21 protein-coding genes and 2 tRNA genes are annotated in these 24,249 nt (G+C 30.6%); 16 read left to right on the top strand and 7 right to left on the bottom strand.

What is annotated here, in order from left to right:
• Positions 1-7: 7 nt before the first annotated feature.
• The 3 genes from L0U72_RS04985 to L0U72_RS04975 all read left to right on the top strand — a co-directional run bounded on the left by L0U72_RS04985 (position 8) and on the right by L0U72_RS04975 (position 3,836).
• Positions 8-1,363: a peptide MFS transporter gene (locus tag L0U72_RS04985; RefSeq protein WP_233884459.1), complete on the top strand. Its 1,356-nt coding sequence runs from the start codon at positions 8-10 to the stop codon at positions 1,361-1,363.
• Between the two features lie 55 nt (positions 1,364-1,418).
• Positions 1,419-3,176 carry a peptide MFS transporter gene (locus tag L0U72_RS04980; RefSeq protein ID WP_233884460.1) on the top strand — a complete coding sequence of 586 codons (1,758 nt, stop codon included), beginning with the start codon at positions 1,419-1,421 and terminating at the stop codon, positions 3,174-3,176.
• 132 nt (positions 3,177-3,308) lie between these two features.
• The gene (locus L0U72_RS04975; protein WP_101917679.1) at positions 3,309-3,836 is read left to right on the top strand and encodes a thioredoxin family protein; all 528 of its coding nucleotides are present in this window, start codon (positions 3,309-3,311) and stop codon (positions 3,834-3,836) included.
• A gap of 2 nt (positions 3,837-3,838) precedes the next feature.
• On the opposite strand, the gene L0U72_RS04970 is transcribed toward L0U72_RS04975, so the two are convergent.
• From L0U72_RS04970 to L0U72_RS04955, 4 genes are all read right to left on the bottom strand, one after another.
• Entirely contained in the window at positions 3,839-5,929 is a 2,091-nt protein-coding gene (locus L0U72_RS04970; protein WP_233898569.1) for a ComEC/Rec2 family competence protein, read from the bottom strand.
• Positions 5,930-6,139: 210 nt separating this feature from the next.
• Complete coding sequence (locus L0U72_RS04965; RefSeq protein ID WP_233884463.1) at positions 6,140-6,511, bottom strand: heavy-metal-associated domain-containing protein; 372 nt, start codon at positions 6,509-6,511, stop codon at positions 6,140-6,142.
• A gap of 49 nt (positions 6,512-6,560) precedes the next feature.
• Complete coding sequence (locus tag L0U72_RS04960; RefSeq protein WP_233898568.1) at positions 6,561-8,819, bottom strand: TonB-dependent receptor; 2,259 nt, start codon at positions 8,817-8,819, stop codon at positions 6,561-6,563.
• Between the two features lie 103 nt (positions 8,820-8,922).
• Complete coding sequence (locus L0U72_RS04955) at positions 8,923-9,336, bottom strand: HYC_CC_PP family protein (RefSeq protein ID WP_233898567.1); 414 nt, start codon at positions 9,334-9,336, stop codon at positions 8,923-8,925.
• Between the two features lie 105 nt (positions 9,337-9,441).
• On the opposite strand from L0U72_RS04955, the gene L0U72_RS04950 reads away from it, so the two are divergent.
• The 7 genes from L0U72_RS04950 to rodA all read left to right on the top strand — a co-directional run bounded on the left by L0U72_RS04950 (position 9,442) and on the right by rodA (position 17,249).
• Entirely contained in the window at positions 9,442-9,906 is a 465-nt protein-coding gene (locus L0U72_RS04950; RefSeq protein WP_101917683.1) for a GAF domain-containing protein, read from the top strand.
• Between the two features lie 69 nt (positions 9,907-9,975).
• The gene (gene purH, locus L0U72_RS04945; RefSeq protein WP_233898566.1) at positions 9,976-11,502 is read left to right on the top strand and encodes a bifunctional phosphoribosylaminoimidazolecarboxamide formyltransferase/IMP cyclohydrolase; all 1,527 of its coding nucleotides are present in this window, start codon (positions 9,976-9,978) and stop codon (positions 11,500-11,502) included.
• Between the two features lie 94 nt (positions 11,503-11,596).
• On the top strand, positions 11,597-12,625 hold the full coding sequence (locus L0U72_RS04940; RefSeq protein ID WP_101917686.1) for a rod shape-determining protein: 1,029 nt from the start codon (positions 11,597-11,599) through the stop codon (positions 12,623-12,625).
• Between the two features lie 17 nt (positions 12,626-12,642).
• Positions 12,643-13,497, top strand: coding sequence for a rod shape-determining protein MreC (gene mreC, locus L0U72_RS04935; RefSeq protein ID WP_233898565.1), 855 nt, complete (start codon positions 12,643-12,645; stop codon positions 13,495-13,497).
• 17 nt (positions 13,498-13,514) lie between these two features.
• A complete protein-coding gene (mreD, locus tag L0U72_RS04930) occupies positions 13,515-14,021 on the top strand; it encodes a rod shape-determining protein MreD (RefSeq protein ID WP_101917690.1) in 507 nt (168 codons plus the stop codon).
• An 86-nt stretch (positions 14,022-14,107) separates the two neighbouring features.
• The gene (gene mrdA / locus L0U72_RS04925; RefSeq protein WP_233898564.1) at positions 14,108-15,991 is read left to right on the top strand and encodes a penicillin-binding protein 2; all 1,884 of its coding nucleotides are present in this window, start codon (positions 14,108-14,110) and stop codon (positions 15,989-15,991) included.
• Entirely contained in the window at positions 15,972-17,249 is a 1,278-nt protein-coding gene (gene rodA, locus L0U72_RS04920) for a rod shape-determining protein RodA (protein WP_233898563.1), read from the top strand. The genes mrdA and rodA overlap by 20 nt, the downstream gene beginning before the upstream one ends.
• A gap of 112 nt (positions 17,250-17,361) precedes the next feature.
• Here the strand turns inward: rodA and L0U72_RS04915 are convergent.
• Positions 17,362-17,434 (bottom strand) — tRNA-Met (locus L0U72_RS04915).
• Positions 17,435-17,440: 6 nt separating this feature from the next.
• On the opposite strand from L0U72_RS04915, the gene L0U72_RS04910 reads away from it, so the two are divergent.
• The 3 genes from L0U72_RS04910 (at position 17,441) to L0U72_RS04900 (ending at position 18,510) form a co-directional block, all read left to right on the top strand.
• Complete coding sequence (locus L0U72_RS04910) at positions 17,441-17,605, top strand: hypothetical protein (protein WP_233898562.1); 165 nt, start codon at positions 17,441-17,443, stop codon at positions 17,603-17,605.
• A gap of 321 nt (positions 17,606-17,926) precedes the next feature.
• Complete coding sequence (locus tag L0U72_RS04905) at positions 17,927-18,091, top strand: Lacal_2735 family protein (RefSeq protein ID WP_145993225.1); 165 nt, start codon at positions 17,927-17,929, stop codon at positions 18,089-18,091.
• A 14-nt stretch (positions 18,092-18,105) separates the two neighbouring features.
• Positions 18,106-18,510, top strand: coding sequence for a DUF2452 domain-containing protein (locus L0U72_RS04900; RefSeq protein ID WP_233884471.1), 405 nt, complete (start codon positions 18,106-18,108; stop codon positions 18,508-18,510).
• Between the two features lie 45 nt (positions 18,511-18,555).
• On the opposite strand, the gene L0U72_RS04895 is transcribed toward L0U72_RS04900, so the two are convergent.
• Positions 18,556-18,628 (bottom strand) — tRNA-Met (locus L0U72_RS04895).
• A gap of 137 nt (positions 18,629-18,765) precedes the next feature.
• On the opposite strand from L0U72_RS04895, the gene era reads away from it, so the two are divergent.
• Entirely contained in the window at positions 18,766-19,647 is an 882-nt protein-coding gene (gene era / locus L0U72_RS04890) for a GTPase Era (RefSeq protein ID WP_233884472.1), read from the top strand.
• Positions 19,648-19,772: 125 nt separating this feature from the next.
• Here era and L0U72_RS04885 read toward each other — a convergent pair whose 3' ends face one another.
• Positions 19,773-20,279: a GTP-binding protein gene (locus L0U72_RS04885; protein WP_101917698.1), complete on the bottom strand. Its 507-nt coding sequence runs from the start codon at positions 20,277-20,279 to the stop codon at positions 19,773-19,775.
• A gap of 117 nt (positions 20,280-20,396) precedes the next feature.
• Between L0U72_RS04885 and der the strand changes: the two genes are divergently transcribed.
• Positions 20,397-21,701: a ribosome biogenesis GTPase Der gene (gene der / locus L0U72_RS04880; protein ID WP_233884476.1), complete on the top strand. Its 1,305-nt coding sequence runs from the start codon at positions 20,397-20,399 to the stop codon at positions 21,699-21,701.
• Positions 21,702-21,831: 130 nt separating this feature from the next.
• Complete coding sequence (locus L0U72_RS04875; protein WP_233898561.1) at positions 21,832-24,225, top strand: GAF domain-containing protein; 2,394 nt, start codon at positions 21,832-21,834, stop codon at positions 24,223-24,225.
• The last annotated feature ends 24 nt before the right edge of the window (positions 24,226-24,249 follow it).

The following is a 24,249-nucleotide window of genomic DNA, read 5'->3' as shown; positions in this document are numbered from 1 at the left end:
GAAACATATGACAAATTCAGCATCTAGTACGCAAAAAGAATTATTCGGACACCCAATAGGGCTATATGTGCTATTTTTCACAGAAATGTGGGAACGTTTTTCATACTATGGTATGAGGGCAATTTTGGTATTATATTTAGTTGCACAAACCACTGATAAAAACGCAGGATTAGGTTGGACCAACGGAGAAGCGTTGTCATTATATGGTTGGTACACGATGCTCGTATATGTAGCGTCAATTCCTGGAGGTTGGATTGCTGATAAATTTTTAGGACAAAAAAAATCAGTATTATATGGTGGTATTTTACTGGTTCTCGGACATAGTGTTTTGGCAATTGAGCAAATGTGGGCTTTCTACACAGGATTAGGATTAATTATCGCGGGTGTTGGTTTATTAAAACCCAATATTTCTACCATGGTAGGAAGTTTATATGAACAAGGAGATATCAGAAGAGATAAAGGTTTTACTATTTTTTATATCGGAATTAATGTCGGTGCATTTATATCGGCTTTAGTCGTTGGATATGTTGGAGAAACTTACGGATGGCATTATGGTTTTGGAATTGCAGGTATCGGAATGGCGTTAGGTTTGGTACAGTATATTATAGGTCAAAAACATTTAAATCATGTAGGTAATTTTTTAGGAAGTTCTGAAAACAAAGCAGAACAAGCACTAATGGACAAACCTTTAACTAAAATAGAAAAAGATAGAATTATTGTTTTATTTATTTCCTTTTTATTAGTAATTATCTTCTGGGGAGCTTTTGAACAAGCTGGTGGATTGATGAATATTTATGCCAAAGAAAAAACAAATAGAATGTTAATGGGCTTTGAAGTTCCTGCTTCTTGGTTTCAATCCTTAAATGCGTTATTTATCATCACTTTAGGAACTTTAATTGCTGGTTTTTGGGCGAAAAGAAAACTAAAAGGGAAAACAGCAACATCATTATTTAAAATGATTATTGGACTTATTATTATGGGTGCAGGTTTCTTTTTTATGACAGGTGCTGTTGCTCAATTTAACGAAGAAGGTTCTTCTGCTATGTACTGGTTAGTATTGGCGTACATGCTTCATACTACAGGAGAATTGTGTATTTCTCCAGTAGCATTATCGTTTATCACGAAATTATCACCTACAAAATACGCTTCTATTATGATGGGTGTTTATTTTGCCATGACAGGTTTAGGAAATAAATTAGCAGGATTATTAGGAGAATCTGCAGAAAGCTTAGGTGAAAGTACTATTTTTACTGGAATCGCTGTTTTTTGTATGATTTTCGGTGCTTTAGTATTAGTCTTCCGAAATAAATTAGAAGCCTTAACACACGGTGCTGAAGATAACGAAAGAGCCTTAGAACATTAAATTAATTAACCACGACCAATAAAGAATCGCTTAAATAAAAATTATATAACAAAAGATGAATACAGATATTGAAAATTTATTTGAAGACAAAGTTTTAGGACACCCTGCGGGATTGTTTGTGTTGTTTTTCACGGAAATGTGGGAACGTTTTTCATTTTACGGAATGCGTGTGTTATTGGTAAATTTTTTAACCATGGCTATTGTTGGTGCCGATAATCCAGGATGGGGTTGGTCTGCTGAAAATGCAGGAGCTTTATTTGGTACGTATGCCATGTTATTATATATCACCCCAATTATTGGTGGTGTTGTTGCTGATAAATTAACAGGATATCGAGGAGCTGTTGTTATCGGATCTTTAATTATGACTTTAGGACATGCTGCAATGGCATTTGATACCGAGATTTCATTATACGCAGGATTAGGATTGTTAGTAATTGGAACAGGTTTTTTTAAACCGAATATTACGGCTATCATTTCTGAAATGTATAAGAAAAGCCCCGATAAAAAAGATGGTGCATACACCATTTTTTATATGGGTGTAAATGCAGGAGCATTTTTCGGAATGTTATTATGTGGATATTTAGCTGAAAAAGTAGGTTGGCATTATGGTTTCGGATTAGCAGGAATTTTCATGTTTTTAGGAACTATCCAATTTTGGATGTCAGGAAATTTATTCGGACAAATTGGTGCAAAACCAGTTGCTATTTCTGAAACAGAAGCTATTGAAATTAATAAAAATCGTTCTGAAGAAGAGCAATTAAATCCTTTTACAAAAATTGATAAAATTTTAATCGCAATTTCAGGAACCTTAGGTTTAGGATATGCCTTAAATGACCCAATTTCAAAAATTGCAGGTTTTGATATGTTTTCAGCTTTAAAAATGGGAAGCCTAGAAGGACAATACATTGCTGTATTAGCAGGATTAGGTGCATTTTTAGTATTAGTAATCAGCAGAATTAGTCGTTACACTAGAGTAATCAGAGACCGAATGATTGCGTTTATTATCTTTGCTTTTTTTACGGTTTTCTTTTGGATGAGTTTTGAACAAGGAGCTTCTTCATTGGTATTATTTGCTAGAGATAATGTCGATAGAGTTTTAACTGGTAATAGTGCATTAATATTCAATACAATAAATGCTTTAATTACTGTAATTCCATTAGCAATAATTACCTATGTATTATTTATCCTTTGGAAAAAGACTTTTAAAAAAATACCAGGTTCAAACATTGTTCTAGTAATCTGTTTTAGCCTTATGTGGGCAATTGCTCTTTGGATGTTAGGTCGTGAATTTTCATCGGATATTTCTGAAATTACCGTATCATGGTTTTCGGTATTAAATTCATTTTTCATCATTGCTTTTGCTTCTTTATTTTCGAAATGGTGGGAAAGTAAATACAATCCATCAGTAACGGGAAAATATGCTTTAGGTTTAGTTATTATGGCATCAGGTTTTGGTTTATTAGCGTATGGTTCTTACGGAATGCAAGAGGGTGTTAAAGTAAGTATGGTTTGGTTGATTTTAGCGTATTTATTACACACTTTAGGAGAACTTTGTTTATCGCCTGTCGGATTGGCATACGTATCAAAATTAGTGCCTGCTCGTATGATTGCTTTTATGTTTGGTATGTGGTATTTGGCCATTGCGATAGGAAATAAAGTAGCAGCGGTTATTGGAGGTGAAATTGAAAATATTGCAGAAGAATATAGTTTATCTACATTTTTCTTAATTTTCACAATTGTTCCAATTATAGCGGCGCTTATTATTTTAGCCTTAAGTCCTGTAATTAAAAAATTAATGCACGGAGTTAAATAATTAATTTACAACAAATTAAATTAAGTCAAAATAATTCAAAAACCTATCAATATTAATACAGTATTAATATTGATAGGTTTTTTTGTAAATTTGGAACACTTATTGAGATACTTTTTTTGAAATTTATCAACCATGAAAAAAACAATTTTAACGACATTATTCGTAATAATCGCATTTATTTCGATAAATGTACAGGCACAAGAAAAAATTAATTGGCTAACTTTTGAACAAGCAATTGCTAAAAATGACAAAAATCCGAAACCTATTTTAGTCGATTTATACACCGATTGGTGTGGTTGGTGCAAAAAGATGGATAAAACAACTTATGAAAATAATAGTATTATAAAATATCTTAATGAGCATTATTACGCTGTAAAAATGGACGGCGAAGGAAAGGATGATATTTTCTTCAACGGTAAAACTTATAAATATATCGAGCAAGGACGCGTTAAGTATCATGAATTAGCCGCCCAAATTATGAAAGGACAAATGAGTTATCCTTCTACTGCTTTTTTTGATGTAGAGAAAAGATTAATTCAAACTGTTCCCGGATATTTAAGCGAGCAACGTTTTGAAAAAATCATAAATTTCTTCACGAAAGACCATTACAAAACCACAGAATGGACAACTTTTGAGAAAGAATTTAAAAGTGCGATGTAGAATTATTCTTTTTTGATATAAAACGCTCCGTTTTTTCGAGTACTATGAAACGGAGTTTTTTGTTGACCACAAGTAGCTTCCCACCTATTCACATAGCTTTTATAATTACTTCCGTCAGCAATTATTTGCTTCGGATTTAGTTTTTTTAACAATCGAGTTAAATTAATTTTAGGCGAATTTTGTAAAATTACAATCGGTTTTTTTAACGAAATATCATAAATTCCTAAACTATCAACAAGTAAAATTGTATCCGAATAAAAAGAAAAAATAGCAGGTATTTTTGAGGGAAAATTACTAGTTACGCCTTCATTTATTTGATACGCTTTTATATTTTTTTCTTCAGATATTTCTAAACCTTGAGTATTTATATTCTTTTTAGTTTTTATATTTTTTTGATTCTTATTGTGATTTGTATTGTGAAAAACTTGCAACTTATCGCCATTTCGAATGCCTAATAAAGTACTTTTTCCTTTATGAAAAACAATAAATTCACGTGTTTCTTGTTGCTTTTTTTCATCAAAAATAAAAACAATTTGTAAGGAAATCATCGCAATAAGTACTAAAATAAGCGATTTCATTTTTTTACTGATAATCAGTTGATACGTGAAAATAATAAGGCAATACCAAACCAACATTTGTATAAATGACATCGGGATTTCTTGCCATAAAAATTGTTTTTGCTGGGCAACCCAAGTAACAATTTCATTCATTAATGAAATTATGAATCCATAAAAATCAACAAAAAAAGCTGGTAATATATGTAACAATGCGAATGTAATTGTTAAAATCCCACCCATCAAAATTGCTCCTAAAAAAGGAATAATTAGTAAATTTGACACAAAAAACAATCCAGGAAATTGATGAAAATAATACAAAATAAGTGGCAAAATTCCTACTTGTGCTGTTATGGAAACGCTTAATAAACTCCAAAATTTACTCAAAAACCACCCTTTCGGATTCCATAAATTAAACAACAACGGTTGTACCCAAATAATTCCAAAAACCGCCAAATAACTCAACTGAAAACCGATATCAAATAGAAATAATGGTTGTATCAGCAATAAAAAAAGCATCGAACTTATTAATGAAAATTCAACAACTTTTTTCCTTTTAAAAGAATCGCCAATTGCCACAAAGGTAAACATCGTAACTGCCCGAACCACCGATGCCGATAATCCTGCAATAAAAGCGAACATCCAAAGTAATATAACGAGTAATATTGTTTTAAAAAGTAGCCCGTTTTTAAGGTGTTCGATCGGACTTAAAAAATAATTTAGCATCATTAAAATTATTCCAATATGCAATCCTGAAATCGCTAAAATATGAATCGCTCCCGCATCAGTATAACTTTCGATAAGACTTTTAGAAATATTTTTTCGCTGTCCTAGTAAAAGCGCATTTATTACAGACAATTCATTTTTAGTAAAGTCGTATTTTTTTAAAGATGTTTGAATTTTACGTCTAAAATCGGCAGATAAACCATAAATAGAAACCCTTGCTGTTGGAACTTTTTTATAATTATTTTGATTCAAAAAAACTTGCTGATATACGTGTTTTTTCGCCAAATAATCGGCATAATCAAATTGATGAGGATTTAAAGCAATGTTTATATTTTGAAATTCTGACGCAATAAAAAGACGTTCATCAACCTGTAAAGGCGTTGAAATACTGTCTTTATTGATATTTACTAAAATACTTCCTGTTGTTTTTTTCGTATCAATTTGAATGACCTTTGCAATATATTTATCGGCATAATTTCCCGATTTTAAAACTTTGTGAATTTGCAATATTGCACCCGAATTTTCACTATTTTCACGAAGATGTTCTTGATAATAATTTTTTAAATTTCTTGGATTATCTAAAAAAGTAGTCGAAATTCCAAGAAGTATAAAAAATAAAAAAGTAGTAATTGTATAATAAATTTTACTTGCTATTTTATTTTTAAAAAGCAATAAAACGCCCGTTATTAAAAGCATCAAAATTGCTAAATATATAAAATTATAGTGCCAAATATGCGTGTAATATTGTGTTAAAATTCCAATAATCACACAGATTAAAAAATGAAATGGCAGATAGTTTTTAAGTTTTTTCATAACGTTTGAAAGTTACTTAAAAACAATAATAATTTAGTAATAACTCACAATTAACTACTGACAATTAGCCTTTTATTATCCTAAAATTAATAGTTAATTAATCTGTTTTTGATGTTATTATAAATTATATCATAAAAAAAACTCAAGTTTAAAACTTGAGTTTTAGTGTTTTTATTCTAAAAAAAAAAATAATTCAGTAAAAAAGTAGTACTATTTTTCAACTGTTTTATGTTCCTCTTTTACTTCTTCATCCCTGTACTTACAACAATTATGCAGACTTTCATAAGCTTCGGAAGTTGCTTTAATTTCTTTAGAGTCGTGTCCTGAATTAGCAATATTTTGTTGAATAATTTGTTCGTTTGTTTTTCGTTTATCGACAATTAATTTTAATTCGTGGGTGTTCACATTCCAATTTGCATATTTCACGCCTTTGCAATTTAAAGCTGCTTTTTCAATTCGATTTTTACACATTTTACAAACGCCGTCAATTTGAATAGAAACTTTAGCATTTTTCTGTTTTTTTTGTGCTGATAAAGAGATACTCATTACTAAAACGGTAATTATTATGGCTATTTTTTTCATGTTTATTTTGGTTTAATTTGGGTTTAATTTGGGTTTAATTTTATTATGATTATTTTATTTTGAATCGCAATCCTGCATAAAAATTTCGTCCAAACATCGGTGCGTATATTATGGTACTATCAAAATTTTCTCCAAACGGATTTTCACTTCCAAGAATAGGATTTTTCTGTGTATAATCGGTGATATTCTCTACTCCTGCATAGATTTCAAACTTTTTTGAAAACACTTTGGTAACTTGCGTATTTAATAAATTGTAGCTTTCCGAGTATTTTGGCAGTTGATACGCACTCGGATTTGACACTGTATTAGGCAAGCGTTGTTCACCAATCGAGTTATAGGTTAGGTCGAATTTCCACTGTGCATGGTTTTCTTTTTGATGCGTTTCGTAGGAAATATTGGCGAAAAATCGATGTTTTGCTTGCAATGATTTCGCTAAATTTCCTGATTTAAAATCGGTGTTTACGTCATAATATTTATACGAAAAACGCGTATTTAAATGCGGTACTATATTTTGATTTATTTCTAACTGAAAACTATTTGCAACGCTTTTTCCATCTAAATTATAAAAGGCTATTTCCTGCGGATTTTCCCAATCAACAACCACTTGATTTTGAAAATCTGTTCGATAAAAATCGAATGTTACATCACCTTTTTTATCAAATAATGTATAGCCTTGTAAAAATGACACGCCATAATTCCATGCAATTTCAGGGTTTAAACCATAGATATCATTTCCTGTTTTATCAATAATTAATTGCCTTGAAGAACCAAAAAATTGTTGATTTTCTGTAAAAATATTCGCACTTCTTTTTCCTCTTCCTATCGATGCTTTAAAAACACCTTTTTCCCAAGCCGTATATCGAACGTGCAAACGTGGCGTTAAAAAAGTTCCTAATATCGTATGCGTATCCGCTCTTAAACCCGCAGTAATACTTAAATTATCAGCATTATCATACCCATATTCAAAGAAAGCTCCCAAGGATTTTTCATTTCTATTGAAATTTTGAGGCGTGGAAATTTTCACAAATTCATCGTAAGCATCAAAAGTAAAATTGATTCCTGTTTTAAATTTATTACGAGTATCGCTAATAATTGAATTAAAAATAATACTAGAAAATAAACTTTGATGTTCAATATTATAATCCCTTAATCCAAAATAAGAATCTTGATTATGTTTATTATACGCCACTTGAAATCCGATACTTTGAAACGGTAAATCAGGGAAAACATAGCCTACTTTTGCCGAAGTATCAAAGCGTTTTGTTTTAATTTCACTTCCCCAAAAAGTGCTTGAACCTTGATGTATATCAGGATTAAAAGCCACCTGCCCTACTTGTTTTTCATCATCTAAATATCTAAAATTGATAAAACTAATCCAACCTTTTTGGGCATCTGTATATTGCCAACGATTCATGATATTCACTTGTTTTGCCAGTGGATTATCTAAAAAACCATCGTTATTTTTATCAAATTTTTCATTTCTAGAATTTCCGTGAATATAAATTCCTGTTTGCCATTTATCTGTTATTTTTTGGTTGAAATGTGTATTGAGTTCCAGCCTTCCTCCTGCGGATGCGTACGTATTTAGAAAAAATTTAGCATCGGTTAATGGTTTTACTAATTCGGTATTTATTTGTCCTGAAATACTTTCGAAACCATTAACAACACTCCCCGCTCCTTTAGTTATTTGAATACTTTCGACCCAAGTTCCTGGCGTAAAAGACAATCCAAAAGCCTGTGATGCACCTCGAATAGAAGGAATATTTTCTTGAGTTATCAACAAATACGGACTGGTTAATCCCAACATTTGAATTTGTTTTGTTCCTGTTAAAGCATCCGAATAATTAACGTCAATTGATGGATTTGTTTCAAAACTTTCTGCCAAATTACAGCAAGCCGCTTTTAATAATTCTTCACTATTAATCGTTACTAAATTTTGAGAATGAAAATATGATTTTTCAATTCCCTTTTTTTTAGAATTAATTGTTACTTCTTCTAACGTGCTATTTTCCGTTAAAAAATGATGTATCGGTTTTAAATTATTAGTAGCATTAATCGTAATTGTATCGGTTTTGAATCCGACAAAACTCACGACTAATTTTTTATATGATTTTTTATACGGAATTGTAAACCAACCTTTTTCGTTAGTGGTAACACCTACACTTGTGTCTAACCAATGAACGCTTGCGCCGTAAACGCCTAAATTATTTTTTGGATTATGTTCGTTCATAATCATGCCTTTAAATTCATTTTGAGAAAAGACAACAGTAGAAATCAGTATAAAAATACCGAATATATTTATTTTCATGATTTTATAGTATTAAATTCAACAATAATTTGTTACATATTTACTTTTCACCTCATAAAAATGACGTGAAAATTGACGTAAATACTTAATAAAAATTGCTAAATCATATAATAAAAACTTGATGAAGTATTTGAAAGTTTACCTTAAAATCTGGTGGGAAATATTGCTTATAAACAGCCTTTTCTTGCTCAATTTCTTGAAAAAATAATGTATAAAAAGTGTTAAACGCAATAAATAATTTTACGGAATCAAAGCTTATTTTTTGTAAAGAAACTTTTTGAATATTGTCTTGTCCTTCTATTTGAGAAAGTTCATCTTTACAACATTTCTTTTTTTTAAGAACCGTTTCACAAGTATCTTTTACTACTGATGTTCCACAAGTATCTGCTTTGCCGACATAAGAAACAGCTACTAAAAAATCACCACAATAATGTTTTGCCACCGTAAAAGAAAAGGTAGAAAACATCACTAGCAAAGCTAATAATAGGGTCGTTATTTTTGTAAATAGTTGTTTCATTGGAAACAAAGATACGAAAAGATACGAAAAATTTAAAAAATCAGTATTTAAAAGAATTGTTAAAACTATTTTTGTAGCTTACCTTTTACTTAAAAAAATATCAAAATGAGCTTACAGAATTTACAAGAATTAAAAAGTAATATAAATAACATTGCAGAAAACAATCATTCTAAAGAAGAAAAATTACAACAAATCTGTGATTATTTAGCATCCGAAATTTCATATTATGATTGGGTCGGTTTTTATTTTAAAAATGGCGATAAAGACGAATTAAAATTAGCGCAATTCCATGGAGAACCAACCGAACACACCATTATTCCTTTCGGAAAAGGAATTTGTGGACAAGTTGCCGTTAGTAATGAAAATTTTGTGGTGCAAGATGTGAAAGAACAAGACAATTATATTTCTTGTGGCTGGAAAGTGAAATCAGAAATTGTAATTCCTATTTTTGTTGATAATCAGAACATCGGTCAAATTGATATCGATTCGCATACCGCAAATGTTTTTACAGCAGATGACGAAAATCTATTAGAATACGCCTGTAAAAAAGTAGCGTTATTTATTTCATAACAAATCAAAATAATTATTGTATAAGCTTCACGCTTTTAGTAGCTTTGCGCGCTTAACAACACTGCAACAATGAACAACACAAAAACAATCAAATCTGCCCTAATTTCGGTATTTCATAAAGATGGATTAGCTCCAATTGTACAAAAATTAAACGACCTAGGCGTTACTATTTATTCAACTGGTGGAACAGAAAAATTCATCAAAGAATTAGGTATAAACGTAGTACCTGTGGAAGAAGTTACTTCATATCCTTCTATTTTAGGCGGACGTGTGAAAACATTACATCCAAAAGTATTTGGAGGAATTTTAAATCGTCAAGACCATGAAGGAGATGTTGCCGAAATGAAAGAATACAACATTCCGCAATTAGATTTAGTGATTGTTGATTTATATCCTTTTGAAAAAACAGTAGCTTCTGGAGCTCCTGAACAAGATATTATTGAAAAAGTTGATATCGGTGGAATTTCATTAATTCGTGCAGCAGCTAAAAATTTTAAAGACACAATTATTGTTTCTTCAATGGAACAATATGGTGATTTCTTAAATTTAATTACTGAAACTAACGGAAACACAACAATTTCTGATAGAAAGAAATTAGCAGCAAAAGCATTTAATGTTTCTTCTCATTATGATACAGCAATTTTCAACTATTTTAATGAAGATGAAGTTGTTTACAAAGCAAGTGAAACGACTTCTAAAACGTTAAGATATGGTGAAAACCCACATCAAAAAGGCTATTTCTTTGGTGATTTAGACGCAATGTTCGATAAATTACACGGAAAAGAATTAAGTTATAATAATTTATTAGATGTTGATGCTTCGATTAATTTAATGAACGAATTTAAAGGAGAAGCACCAACTTTTGCAATTTTAAAGCATAATAACGCTTGTGGTTTTGCACAAAGAGACACTATTTCTCAGGCATATACCGATGCTTTAGCAGGCGATCCAACCTCAGCTTTTGGAGGTGTTTTAATTTCAAATACCAAAATAGATAAAGCAACTGCCGAAGAAATTCATAAATTATTTTGTGAAGTAGTTATCGCTCCTTCTTTTGATGATGATGCTTTAGTTATCTTGAAAGGAAAGAAAAATAGGGTTATTTTAGTTCAAAAAGAAATCGCTTTACCTACACAAACCGTTAGAACAGCTTTAAATGGTGTTTTAATTCAAGATAAAGACATGATTACGGATAAATTAGAAGATTTATCATATCCTACAAATACAAAACCATCAACAGCACAATTAGATGATTTATTATTTGCTTCTAAATTGTGTAAAAATACCAAATCGAATACGATTATCTTAGTAAAAAACAAGCAATTATTAGCGGGTGGAACGGGTCAAACAAGTAGAGTTGACGCTTTAACACAAGCAATCGCGAAAGCAAAAAGTTTCAATTTTGATTTAAACGGAGCCGTGATGGCAAGTGATGCTTTTTTCCCATTTCCTGATTGTGTAGAAATTGCAAAAAACGCAGGAATACAAAGTGTAATTCAGCCAGGAGGTTCTATTAAAGACCAATTAAGTATCGATTACTGTAACAACAACAATGTTTCTATGGTGTTTACAGGAACAAGACATTTTAAACATTAATTTATATTCAATGTAAATTACCCACAGATTTTGATTAGATTTGTGAGATTACATTCAAAATAAGTAAAACACAAGTAAAAACAACGGACTTTATATGGGATTCTTCGATTTTATGACGGAAGATATTGCAGTCGATTTAGGTACTGCAAACACACTTATAATCCACAATGGAAAAGTTGTCATTGACAACCCGTCTATTGTTGCACGTAACCGATTGACAGGTAAAATTATTGCCACTGGTCATGAAGCTAGCAGAATGCAAGGGAAGACTCATGAAAATATAAAAACAATTCGTCCGTTAAAAGATGGCGTAATTGCAGATTTTCAGGCATCTGAAGAAATGATTAAAGAATTTGTTAAACAAATTCCTGCCATCAAAAAGAAATTTTTTCCACCATCATTGCGAATGGTTATTTGTATTCCCTCTGGAATTACGGAAGTTGAAAAACGTGCCGTTATTGATTCTGGACGTCATATGAATGCCAAGGAAATTTATTTAATTTTCGAGCCAATGGCAGCAGCAATCGGAGTTGGTATTGATATTATGGAACCAAAAGGAAACATGATTATTGATATCGGTGGAGGAACTACTGAAATTGCAGTAATCGCACTTGCAGGCATTGTTTGCGACCAATCTGTAAAAGTTGCTGGAGATTTATTTACCAGTGATATTATGTATTATATGCGTACGCAACACAATTTACATGTAGGGGAAACTACGGCTGAAAGAATCAAAATACAAATAGGTTCTGCAACCGAAGATTTAGAAAGTCCGCCTGAAGATATGATGGTGCAAGGACGTGATTTATTAAGCGGAAAGCCGAAACAAGTACAGGTTTCTTACAGAGAAATTGCCAAAGCATTGGATAAATCAATCTTACGTATCGAAGATGCTGTAATGGAAACATTGTCTAAAACACCGCCTGAATTAGCTGCCGATATTTATAATAGCGGTATTTATTTAGCTGGTGGAGGTTCTATGCTTCGAGGATTAGATAAACGTTTATCTCGTAAAACAGATTTACCAGTATATGTCGCCGAAGACCCATTACGTGCCGTAGTACGTGGAACAGGAATTGCCTTAAAAAACCTTGAAAAATACAAATCTGTATTAATCAAATAAATTTTGAATGATTATTTATGCAACAGCTTCTTTATTTCCTTCAGAGGTATAAGAATTTCTTATTTTTTCTATTTCTAGAAATTATTGCTGTTGCATTAATGATTAATAATCATTCTTTTCACAGGAGTAAATTTATTAGTTCTACCAATTATATTACAGGTGGTTTTTATCAACAATCCGCCAATATTTTTGAATATCTACATTTAAAAAGTAATAACAAAATACTTTCTGAAGAAAATACCCGTTTAAAAAATAAAATAGCCTCCCTATACAGTACTCTAAATATCGCTGATACAGCAATGATATCTCTTAATGCTGATATGAAGACCAATATTGATTCTTTAAAAAATAAGCAACAATTTACTTATATCAATGGTAAAATTATTAACAATTCTTATAATGAAGCTAATAATTTTATAACGATTAATAAAGGAACAAATGATGGAATTACGACTGAAATGGCGGTTATCAATAGTAAAGGAATTATTGGAATTACAGATAATACAAGCGGTAAATATGCGCGAGTTCAATCTATTTTAAATGCCAAAAGTAGTATTAACGCAAGCTTTAAAAACAATAATTATTACGGTACCTTAAAATGGAATGGACAAAATTATAATACCGTTCAATTAACAGATATTCCTCGGCAAGCAATTTTTAAAGTTGGAGATACGATTATTACAGGTGGAAAATCGACCATTTTTCCAAAAGGAGTTCCCGTGGGAACTGTTCGTGAAATTCCTGATAAATTAGCCGTTTCTTACACAATTGATATTACCTTATTTAATGATATGGCTAATTTAGAACATATCTATATCGTTACAAATCTTGATAAAAAAGAAATCAAAAACCTAGAAAATATTCACAAATAAATACTAATAAATGATTAATGAATAAAACCATCTACCTCTTATTTTTATTTGTTTTTTTATTGCTGCTACAGGTTCTTGTGCTAAATAATGTGTTATTTTTAGGATACATCAATCCGTATGTATACATTATTTTTGTTTTCTTATATCCTTTAAATACCAATAGAATTCCGTTTTTAAGCATCTCTTTTTTATTAGGTTTATGTATTGATGCTTTTTCAAATTCTGGCGGAATACATGCTTTTTCAATATTATTTATCGCCTATATAAGACTTTGGTTTATTAAAGCAATTTTCAAAAAAAATGAAGGCGATTATTTATTATTCGACTTAAAATTGGAATCCTTTGGAAAAGTTTTTAATTATACCGTAATTTTAACAGGTATTCATCACTTTATTTTGTTTAGTTTGATTAATTTTAGCTTTTACAATATCTCTAAAGTACTTTTAAACACACTTTACTCAAGTATCTTTACGTTGATTTTGTATTTTTTAGGAAGTTTTATCTTTAGAAAAAAACTGAAATAAAACTTTAAAAATTAATTATCAAACAAAAAATAGCCTTTTTTATTAAATTTAAGTGACTAAATAGATAAAACAAGGTCAAATACTACATGAAACGAAGCTTTTTATTACTCTTTTTAATTACCCTTGTTGGATTAATTTATATTGGTCGATTATTTCAATTACAAATTATTCGTGGAGTAAATCCTAATCCAATACAGAGTTCTGCCATTAAAATTGAATATGATTATCCTGAACGTGGATATGTATATGACAGAAATAATAAACTACTAGTTGCCAATCAATTATCGTACGATGTGATGATAATTCCTAAAAATGTAACGCCGCTCGATACCTTAGAATTTTGTAAGCTGTTAAAAATCGATAAAAAAAGTTTTAAAAAACGCTATAAAAAAGCTGAAAATTTTGCACGCTGGTTGCCATCTGTATTTTTAAAACAATTGGCGAAAGAAGATTTTGCGTATCTGCAAGAAAAACTACCAAAATACAAAGGCTTTTATATTCAAAAGCGGATTATTAGAGAATATCCTATTAAAATTGGGGCTAATATTCTAGGATTTATTGCTGAGGTAAATGAACAAAAAGCAAAAACAAATAATTATTACGAACAAGGAGAATTAATAGGAAAACTTGGCGTTGAAAAACAATATGAAACTGTACTTCGAGGTGTTAAAGGTCGGAAATTTTTCAAAAGAAATAATCTAAATAAAATTACAGGTTCTTATAAAGATGGAAAATATGATACCCTTGCCGTTACAGGAAAAGATCTAACATTAACTATTGATAGTGAACTTCAAGCATACGGAGAATTATTAATGACAGGAAAAAGAGGTGGTATTGTAGCTATCGAACCGAAAACTGGTGAAATATTGGCACTTGTAACCGCTCCTTCTTACGATCCAAATTTATTAGTAGGAAGAAAACGCTCGCCAAATTCTGTCAAATTATTTAACGATACCGTTAATATGCCCACTTTTGATAGAGGATTACAAGCCATGTATCCGCCTGGTTCCCCCTTTAAAATACTCAACGGTTTAATCGGGTTACAGGAAGAAGTTATTGATGAAAATTTTGGTGTGTATTGCCATCACGGATACCGATATGGTTCAGGTAAAAGCCAATTTATGGGATGTCATTGTGGTATCACAGGAAGACCGATTCACTTAAAAACAGCCATTGCAAAATCGTGTAACAGTTATTTTGCAACCATCTATAAGAAAATTATTGATAAATCGGGCGACCCAAAAGAAGGAATGGATACTTGGAACAAACATGTGGAAAGTTTTGGCTTAGGAAATTTTCTAGGATATGATTTACCCGTTGGAAGAAAAGGTATGGTTCCTAATGCTGAATTTTATAATAAATGGTATAAAAACAGATGGCGATCTACCTATACAATTTCAAATGCGATTGGACAAGGAGAAATATTAACCACGCCAATGCAATTAGCCAATATGACCGCCGCTATTGCAAATAAAGGCTATTTTCATACACCTCATATCGTTAAAAAAATTAATAATAAAGCAATTATAGACACCACATATACTATCAAAAGAAATACGACTATAGACCCAAAACATTTTCCAATTGCCATTGAAGCAATGCACGAAGTGTTCACCAAAGGAACTGCAAGAAGATATCAAGTAAAAGATATTGAAATTTGTGGAAAAACAGGAACTTCCGAGAATAAAACCAAAATGGTGGATGGTAAAAAAGTACAAGCAAAAGACCATTCAATATTTATTGCTTTTGCCCCAAAAGATGATCCAAAAATAGCCATCGCAATTTTTGTTGAAAATGGTGGATATGGTTCTACAATAGCAGGTCCAGTAACTAGTTTATTAATTGAAAAATACTTAAGAGGTTCAATTACCAATAAACATCTCGAACAACGCATGATTAACATGAGTCTTCAAAAAGAATACGATAAATTAATTAAAAAGAACGATACCCTTGCGACAGGAACGAAATAATATTTTTGAAGGCATCGACTGGTTACTTGTGCTACTATACGTAGTGCTTGTAGGCTTCGGATGGATGAATATTTATGCCTCATCATCAACAGAAGATAGTAGAGCTATTTTTGATTTTTCAACAAAATATGGCAAACAATTTATTTTTATAGGACTCAGTATTCCATTAATAATTCTGATTCTATTTTTTAATTCAAAATTTTATGAACGATTTGCCAGCGTATTATACGTGCTTTCTTTAGTGTTATTGGCAGGAGTTTTTATCTTCGGAAAAAAAATTAACGGCGCAACTTCTTGGTATAATTTTGGAGGTATCGGCTTACAACCTTCCGAGTTTTCAAAAGCATTTACAGCACTAGCGCTTGCCAAATTAATTAGTGATAGAAAGTATAATTTTAAGTTACTTAAAAATCAATTAAAAGCTTTTGTACTTATCTTTTTACCTGCTTTTTTTATTGCGTTACAACCTGATATGGGATCTGTTTTAATTTATTTTTCATTCTTTTTTGTTTTAAATAGAGAAGGCTTAACCTTAAATTATATTGTTTTTGGAACTGTTTCAATTATTTTATTTATTCTGACAATCTATTTTGGTGCAAATTGGATTCTTTTTAGTTGTTTATTTCTGATAACTTTAGGAGTTTTTTACGGACTTTATAAAGATAAACGCTTTTTTCGATTCAATACATTAAAAGTTATATCGTTATATTTATTTACGACTTTATTTATTTACGGTATCGGTTATACGTATGAAAACGTGTTAGAACCGCATCAAAAAGATAGATTTGACATTCTTTTAGGGAAAACAACCGACCTTAAAAATAAAGGATATAACACGTACCAATCTGAATTAACAATTAGTTCTGGAGGTTTTCTAGGCAAAGGTTTTTTACAAGGCGATAGAACACAAGGTAAATTTGTTCCAGAGCAAGAAACTGATTATATTTATAGTACCGTTGGCGAAGAATGGGGTTTTTTAGGCAGTACTTTTGTTATTATTTTGTTTATGTTTTTACTATATCGAATTATTTATTTAGCTGAAAATCAAACTAATAAATTTGGAAGAATATATGGTTATGGCATTGCTTCTATTATCTTTTTTCATATTATTGTAAATATTGGAATGGTTATCGGTTTATTACCAACTATTGGAATTCCACTACCATTTTTTAGCTACGGAGGCTCGTCTTTATGGGGATTTACGGTACTTTTATTTATTTTTATTCGCTTAGATGCGCATAAAAAATATGATTTTTAAAGTCTTTTGAAGTTTTTCTGATAATTTAGAATCTTAAAAAATAAAAAGACACTTTTAATGATTAAAAACAAAAAACTCCTTACAATTTGTAAGGAGTTTTAGATAAAAATAGTAGCGGGAACTGGACTCGAACCAGTGACCTTCGGGTTATGAGCCCGACGAGCTACCTACTGCTCTATCCCGCGATTTGAATGGCAAAGATACACTTTTTTATCAAAAAAACATCAAAATATCATTATTATTATATTTTAAGAGCCTGTTTAAATTTCATCAAAAAAAAGTTTTATAGCATGAAAACAGAAAATCGAATCCGTCAAACTGAATTTATTTCAGTTTCGCATCCTGATTTGCCATAGTTCTTCTCTTTATGCGATTCTGAAATAAATTCAGAATGACGAGAATTTGGTTTTTATTTAATTTTTAAACAGGCTCTAAATTATTAAGGTTAAAATTAATCTTAATAATTTGTTATCTTTTTGTATAAAATTGACTGAAATTCATGTATGTAGAAAGAGAACTTCTAAAGAATTAACATCAAAAATAAAAATCTATTTAAAATTTAACTCAATATTTTGTTTAACTTAAAGCTGAAATAGTTAAACATTTACTATCTTTATCCGAAAAATTGTCTAGGCTTATCTATCGATAACTTATGACAACGATAAATACTACAAAAAATGTTCGGAATATTTAAAAGCAAAACACCCAAAGAAAAACTTCAAATTCAGTATGAAAAATTACTCAAAGAAGCGCACAGCTTATCAACAACAAATAGAAAAATGAGCGACCAAAAAAGTTTTGAAGCAAACGAAATTCTTAAAAAAATTGAAGAACTGAGCTAAACCATTTCAATAAAATGACAGAAGATAAAAAACCAGATAACGTAGTTTTTAATACAACTACTCAAAAATATGACGCTTCACTAAAACCTTACGCAACCTCTGTAGGTGCACCCGTTATTACAACAACCGATACAATTGCTTGGAAAAATAGAAGTATCAATAAAATAAATCATAAAGTAGCTACTAAATATTTAGAACTAAAAGCCGAATATGATAAAATGATGCAAGATTTTGAATATAATAAAATCATTTTTGAAGCAAAATTTACTTTTGAGCCAATTATTGGACAAATATACCATCTTTATAAAAGAGAAAATGGAGAGTCTTTTCTTTCGATAATAGCTCCTGAAGAATGTGACTTTAACTCATTAGGAAGCTTTTATTTAAATGTTGATCAAATTTGGGAAAAAATAATATAAAATAAAAAACTCCTTACAATTTGTAAGGAGTTTTAGGTAAAATAGTAGCGGGAACTGGACTCGAACCAGTGACCTTCGGGTTATGAGCCCGACGAGCTACCTACTGCTCTATCCCGCGATTTCGAGTGCAAATATACGTTCTTTTATACTAGCTAACCTAATAAAATTAACTTTTAAATAAAAAATTTCTTAACTACTACAATAACAGTACTATAAAAAAATTAATTTTTAATTTAAACAGCTTATCTTTGCCCTATGACACATAAAGCAGGATTTGTAAACATCATCGGAAACCCAAATGTTGGGAAATCAACCTTAATGAACGCATTAGTTGGTGAAAAATTATCAATAATTACCGCTAAAGCACAAACCACCAGACACCGTATTTTAGGAATCGTAAATGATGAAAATCATCAAGTTATTTTTTCCGATACTCCTGGAATTATAAAACCCGCTTATGAACTACAAAATTCAATGATGGATTTTGTAAAATCAGCTTTTGATGATGCCGATGTACTGATTTATATGGTCGAAGTTGGTGAGAAAGAACTCAAAAATGAAGCTTTTTTTAAGCGAATTATTCATAGTGAAATTCCTGTGATTTTATTATTAAATAAAATTGACAAATCATCACAAGATGAAGTAGAAGAAAAAATTGAGTACTGGAAAAATAAAGTGCCAAATGCTTTTGTATATGTAATTTCAGCTTTAGAGAAATTTAATGTGGATTCCGTTTTTACTAAAATTATAGAATTACTTCCTGAAGCGCCCGCTTTTTATCCGAAAGATCAATTAACCGACAAACCTGAACGCTTTTTTGTCAATGAAAAAATTCGTGAAAAAATATTAACACACTATAAAAAAGAAATTCCATATGCTATTGAAGTGGAAACCGAAGAGTTTTTCGAAGAAGAAAATATTATAAAAATCCGTGCCGTAATTATGGTAGAACGCGATACCCAAAAAGGAATTATTATCGGACATAAAGGAATGGCGATAAAACGTGTAGGAACAGAAGCGCGTAAAGATTTAGAAATCTTTTTTGATAAAAAAGTGTTTTTAGAATTATACGTAAAAGTCAATAAAAATTGGCGTTCCAACGACCGACAATTAAAACGTTTCGGTTACAAAGATTAAAAATATATTTAAATTTTAATCAAAAAAAATTTGTAACGTCAAAATAACAATAAAGCAAGGGGTTAAAAAATCCTTGGCATCATTTTTTGACACCATATTTTTTCAGATGAAATTTAAACAAGCGCTTAATTTATTTTAATTAATAAATCTTGTGTAAACTCTTTTAATTCATCCATTTGCTTTTTCCCGATAGACTTCCCCATTGCGCCTACAAGATATAGCAATACCCAAACAATTGGCAAAACAACCAACATCACAATAGGAAATATCGACCCGTTTTTTAACGACCAATTGCTATACGCCATCACGCTAGAAATTAAAAAAGCCGATGCAACCACAAAATGTATGAACATAAAAAAAGTCCAAATTTGTGGTTTTGGACCAAATAATCCTTTTATTTTTGACCTTGTTTTTGTCAATTCCGCTACTTCCAATGATAATTGTGGCGACCAAAGATGCGCATCTTTTATCGGAACATCAATAATTATATGAGCATCTATAATTGCCATTTTATAACGTTTATCATCTAATAAATGCGCTTTTATATTATTTAATAAATCCTGTGAATTCATCTCAAAATCAAACTGAAATCTTGGTTTTAAAAAAATTTGATTGTATAATTTATCATTCATAATATATAAGAGCGTTTAAAAGTAATTGTGCCACAATGTACTAAAAATACGATACTCTTTAAAATTCCATCAAAACTTAATTCCCTAAGTTGTATCTTTGCACAAATTTTAGTATAAATGAGTAGTATTGTAGCCATTGTTGGAAGACCAAATGTAGGTAAATCCACGTTATTTAACCGTTTAGTGCAACGCCGTGAAGCTATTGTTGATTCTGTAAGTGGAGTTACAAGAGATAGACACTACGGGAAATCAGAATGGAACGGAAAGGAATTTTCGGTAATTGATACTGGTGGATATGTTGTCGGTTCTGATGATATTTTTGAAGAAGAAATACGCAAACAAGTACAATTAGCCATTGAAGAAGCTGACATCATTATTTTTGTTGTTGATGTGGAACAAGGAATTACACCGATGGATGCTGAAGTTGCCAAAATTTTACGCCAAGTTAAAAAGCCTATTATTATGGCTGTTAACAAGGTAGATAATGCAATGCGTGATGCAGATGCCGTTGAATTCTATAACCTTGGTTTAGGAGGATATCACACTATTTCTTCAATAAATGGTAGTGGAACAGGTGAATTATTAGATGCCGTTGCTGAAGAAATTCCTGTTGAAGAAGAAGAAGAAGAAAATGAACTTCCTCGTTTTGCTATTGTAGGACGTCCAAATGCTGGAAAATCGTCGTTTATCAACGCTTTAATCGGTGAAGATAGAAATATTGTAACCAATATTGCAGGTACAACACGTGATTCTATTGATACAAAATACAATCGTTTTGGTTTTGAATTTAACTTAGTAGATACTGCTGGGATTCGTAAAAAATCAAAAGTAAAAGAAGATTTAGAATTTTATTCTGTAATGCGTGCCGTTCGTGCAATCGAACATTGTGATGTTGCCGTTTTAGTAGTCGATGCAACTCGTGATTTTGAAGGACAAGATGAAAAAATATTTTGGCTTGCTGAAAAAAATAAAAAAGGTGTCGTTATTTTAGTAAACAAATGGGATTTGGTTGAAAAAGAAACCAATACCATGCGTGATTTTGAAGCACAAATCCGAAGAAAAATTGCCCCTTTTACTGATGTGCCTATCGTATTTACATCCGTTTTAACAAAACAACGTATTTTTAAAGCCATCGAAACTGCCGTAGAAGTTTTTGAAAATAGAAAACGCCGTATTCAAACAAGTAAATTGAATGAAACGATGTTAGAAATTTTAGAACAAAATCCGCCACCTGCAATTAAAGGAAAGTATATCAAAATTAAATACTGTATGCAGTTACCTACTTACACGCCACAATTTGCGTTTTTCGCCAATTTACCGCAGTATGTAAGAGATCCGTACAGACGTTATTTAGAAAATCAATTACGTCAACATTATAATTTTAATGGTGTACCAATTATTATTTATTTCAGACAGAAATAAACAACGACAATTCTTTTAAAAGAACTTGTTAAACATTTGGCACAGACACACAATATATAGGGCAGACACACAGGTCTGCCCATACGTTGTCTGGATTTTTGTAAATTTGTAGTAGATTAATCATCATTTTATGAAAATTAGAAAATTAAACGCCTTTAAAAATCCTGAATTACCACTACAATTACATATTAGTTTTCAGAAAATATATAATATGCTTAAGCAGTATGCCAGTGATACTGCCAAAAAACACCCTTTTAATGCCTCGGCAACTATCATTTTAAAAGAAGTTGCTAAATATCCTGAACTTATTAATGGTTTTTCTGATGTTTCATTATTAAAAAAACACGAAGCGATTATCGATGTTTTACTAGAAACATTATTTCCAGAAATGCTTACCTTAAATGAAATTAAAGTAGCCACAATTCCTTTTTCATTTACCTCTTTTAAATTTACAAAAAGACTCGAAGATATTCTTAAAAATGCAGGAGATGAATATCAATTTAAAGTGCGAAATTTTGAAAATGATAAAATGTACATCATGGCATGTACTTTTATTTTAAATACTGTTTATCAATATAATATCGATTTAAAACGTCCATTTTTTTTTGATATTCCTGATAAAACATTAAATATTATAAAACATTATCGGGTGGCTTTTAATGCCGATTTCATGGAAATTATACCCACTGAAAATGCACCAAAAATCACTAAAGAAGACATTAAAATTCTCTTAAATAATTATGAAGATATTGCTATTTGGAAAGAAAAATTTCCGCCAAACAGCTATATTTTTAAAGGATTTGGAATCATGAATTTGTTTGATGTTACTAGCGATGAAAATATTTCATCCATAAGAACCACCTTGCTTGAAAAAGATAACGGAACAATTATCGAAAAACTACGCAAAGATTTAAGTGAATTTTATAATATTAAAGATTTAAAAGTAGGATTTTCTATTTTTGATACCGCTACACTTTCGTTACAAACCACACGTATTAAAAAATCAGAAAGTCTTCTTTTTCCTAATAATGAAAAAAAAATAGCCTGTAATAGTTTTTTTTGTAATCATGTAATTTCTCAAGTTTTTGAAAAACAAGAAATTATAGCCATATCTGATACGGAAAATTATGGAAGAGGCTCTGAATATAATGAATTTTCAAAAAGATTAAAAAATCAAAATATTGGTAGCATTTTGTTGATTCCCATCAAAGCAAGTAGCAATAATGATTTAGCTTTGTTAGAAATCGCATCACCAAGAGCCTATGAGTTAAATTCGGTAAATCAACAAAAATTAAAAGATATTATTCCTGTTTTTAAAGCCGCTATAAATCGTTCATCCGAAGAATATTTAAACGTCCTAGAAGCAACCATACAAGAACATTATACTGCCCTACATCCTACTGTAAAATGGAAATTTTATGAAGCCGCAGAACAATATCAAGCAGGAATTTATAGCAAAAAAGAAAACTTAAAAATAGAACAAATAATCTTTAAAAATGTATATCCGTTATACGGACAATCGGACATAAAAGGTTCCTCTTTCGCTAGAAATGAAGCCATTAAAGAAGATTTAATAACACAACTTAACATGGCTATTTATGTACTTAAAAAAGCCTATATATTAGAGAAATTACCCATTTATAAAGAGCTGATGTTTCGTGTGGAAGTATATTTAAACAACGTTATCAACGGCTTAAAAACAGGCGATGAAATTGGAATTTTAGATTTTTTAAAACGAGAGATTTATCCTGTTTTTAAACACATCAAAAGCAATAACAACAGCTTGGAAACTACCATAAATAGGTACATGAATCGAATTGATAGTAATTTGCATGTCGTCTATGAAAAACGAAAAGCATACGAGCAAAGTGTTACTTTTTTAAATGATAAATTAGCCAAATTTATTGATGCGAAACAAGAAGATGCACAAGCAATGTTTCCGCATTATTTTGAGCGTTATAAAACCGATGGCGTCGAATATAATATGTATATCGGGCAGTCTTTAACCAAAGATAAAACCTTTGATGAAGTCTATTTGTACAATCTTCGGTTATGGCAATTACAAACAATGTGCGAGATGGAAAATGTAGCTAATATTGCTAGAAAATCGATGGAACACGACCTACAAGTGGCATCGTTAATTTTGGTGCATAGTACGCCCTTATCCATAAAATTTAGAATGGATGAAAAACAATTCGACGTAGATGGTGCATACAATATTCGCTATGAAATCATCAAAAAAAGAATTGATAAAGTACATCTCAAAAATACCAAAAAACGCCTTACCATTCCTGGAAAAATTGCCATTGTATATTCGCAAGATAAAGAAGCTAAAGAATATTTAAAATATATTAATTACTTGCAATCTAAAAAATTAGTAGGCAACGTAGAAAACCTTGAATTAGAAGACTTACAAGGTGTTTCTGGTTTAAAAGCGTTACGTGTTACGGTCATTTATCAAGATGATTTTAACAGTGAAAAAACCATCACGATGGATGAATTAACCAAGCAGTTTAAATCCTAAAAATAAATAATTCATAATTTTATA

Source organism: Tenacibaculum piscium, assembly GCF_021390755.1.
GTDB lineage: Bacteria > Bacteroidota > Bacteroidia > Flavobacteriales > Flavobacteriaceae > Polaribacter > Polaribacter piscius.
This window is presented reverse-complemented; position numbering and strand designations above follow the sequence as displayed.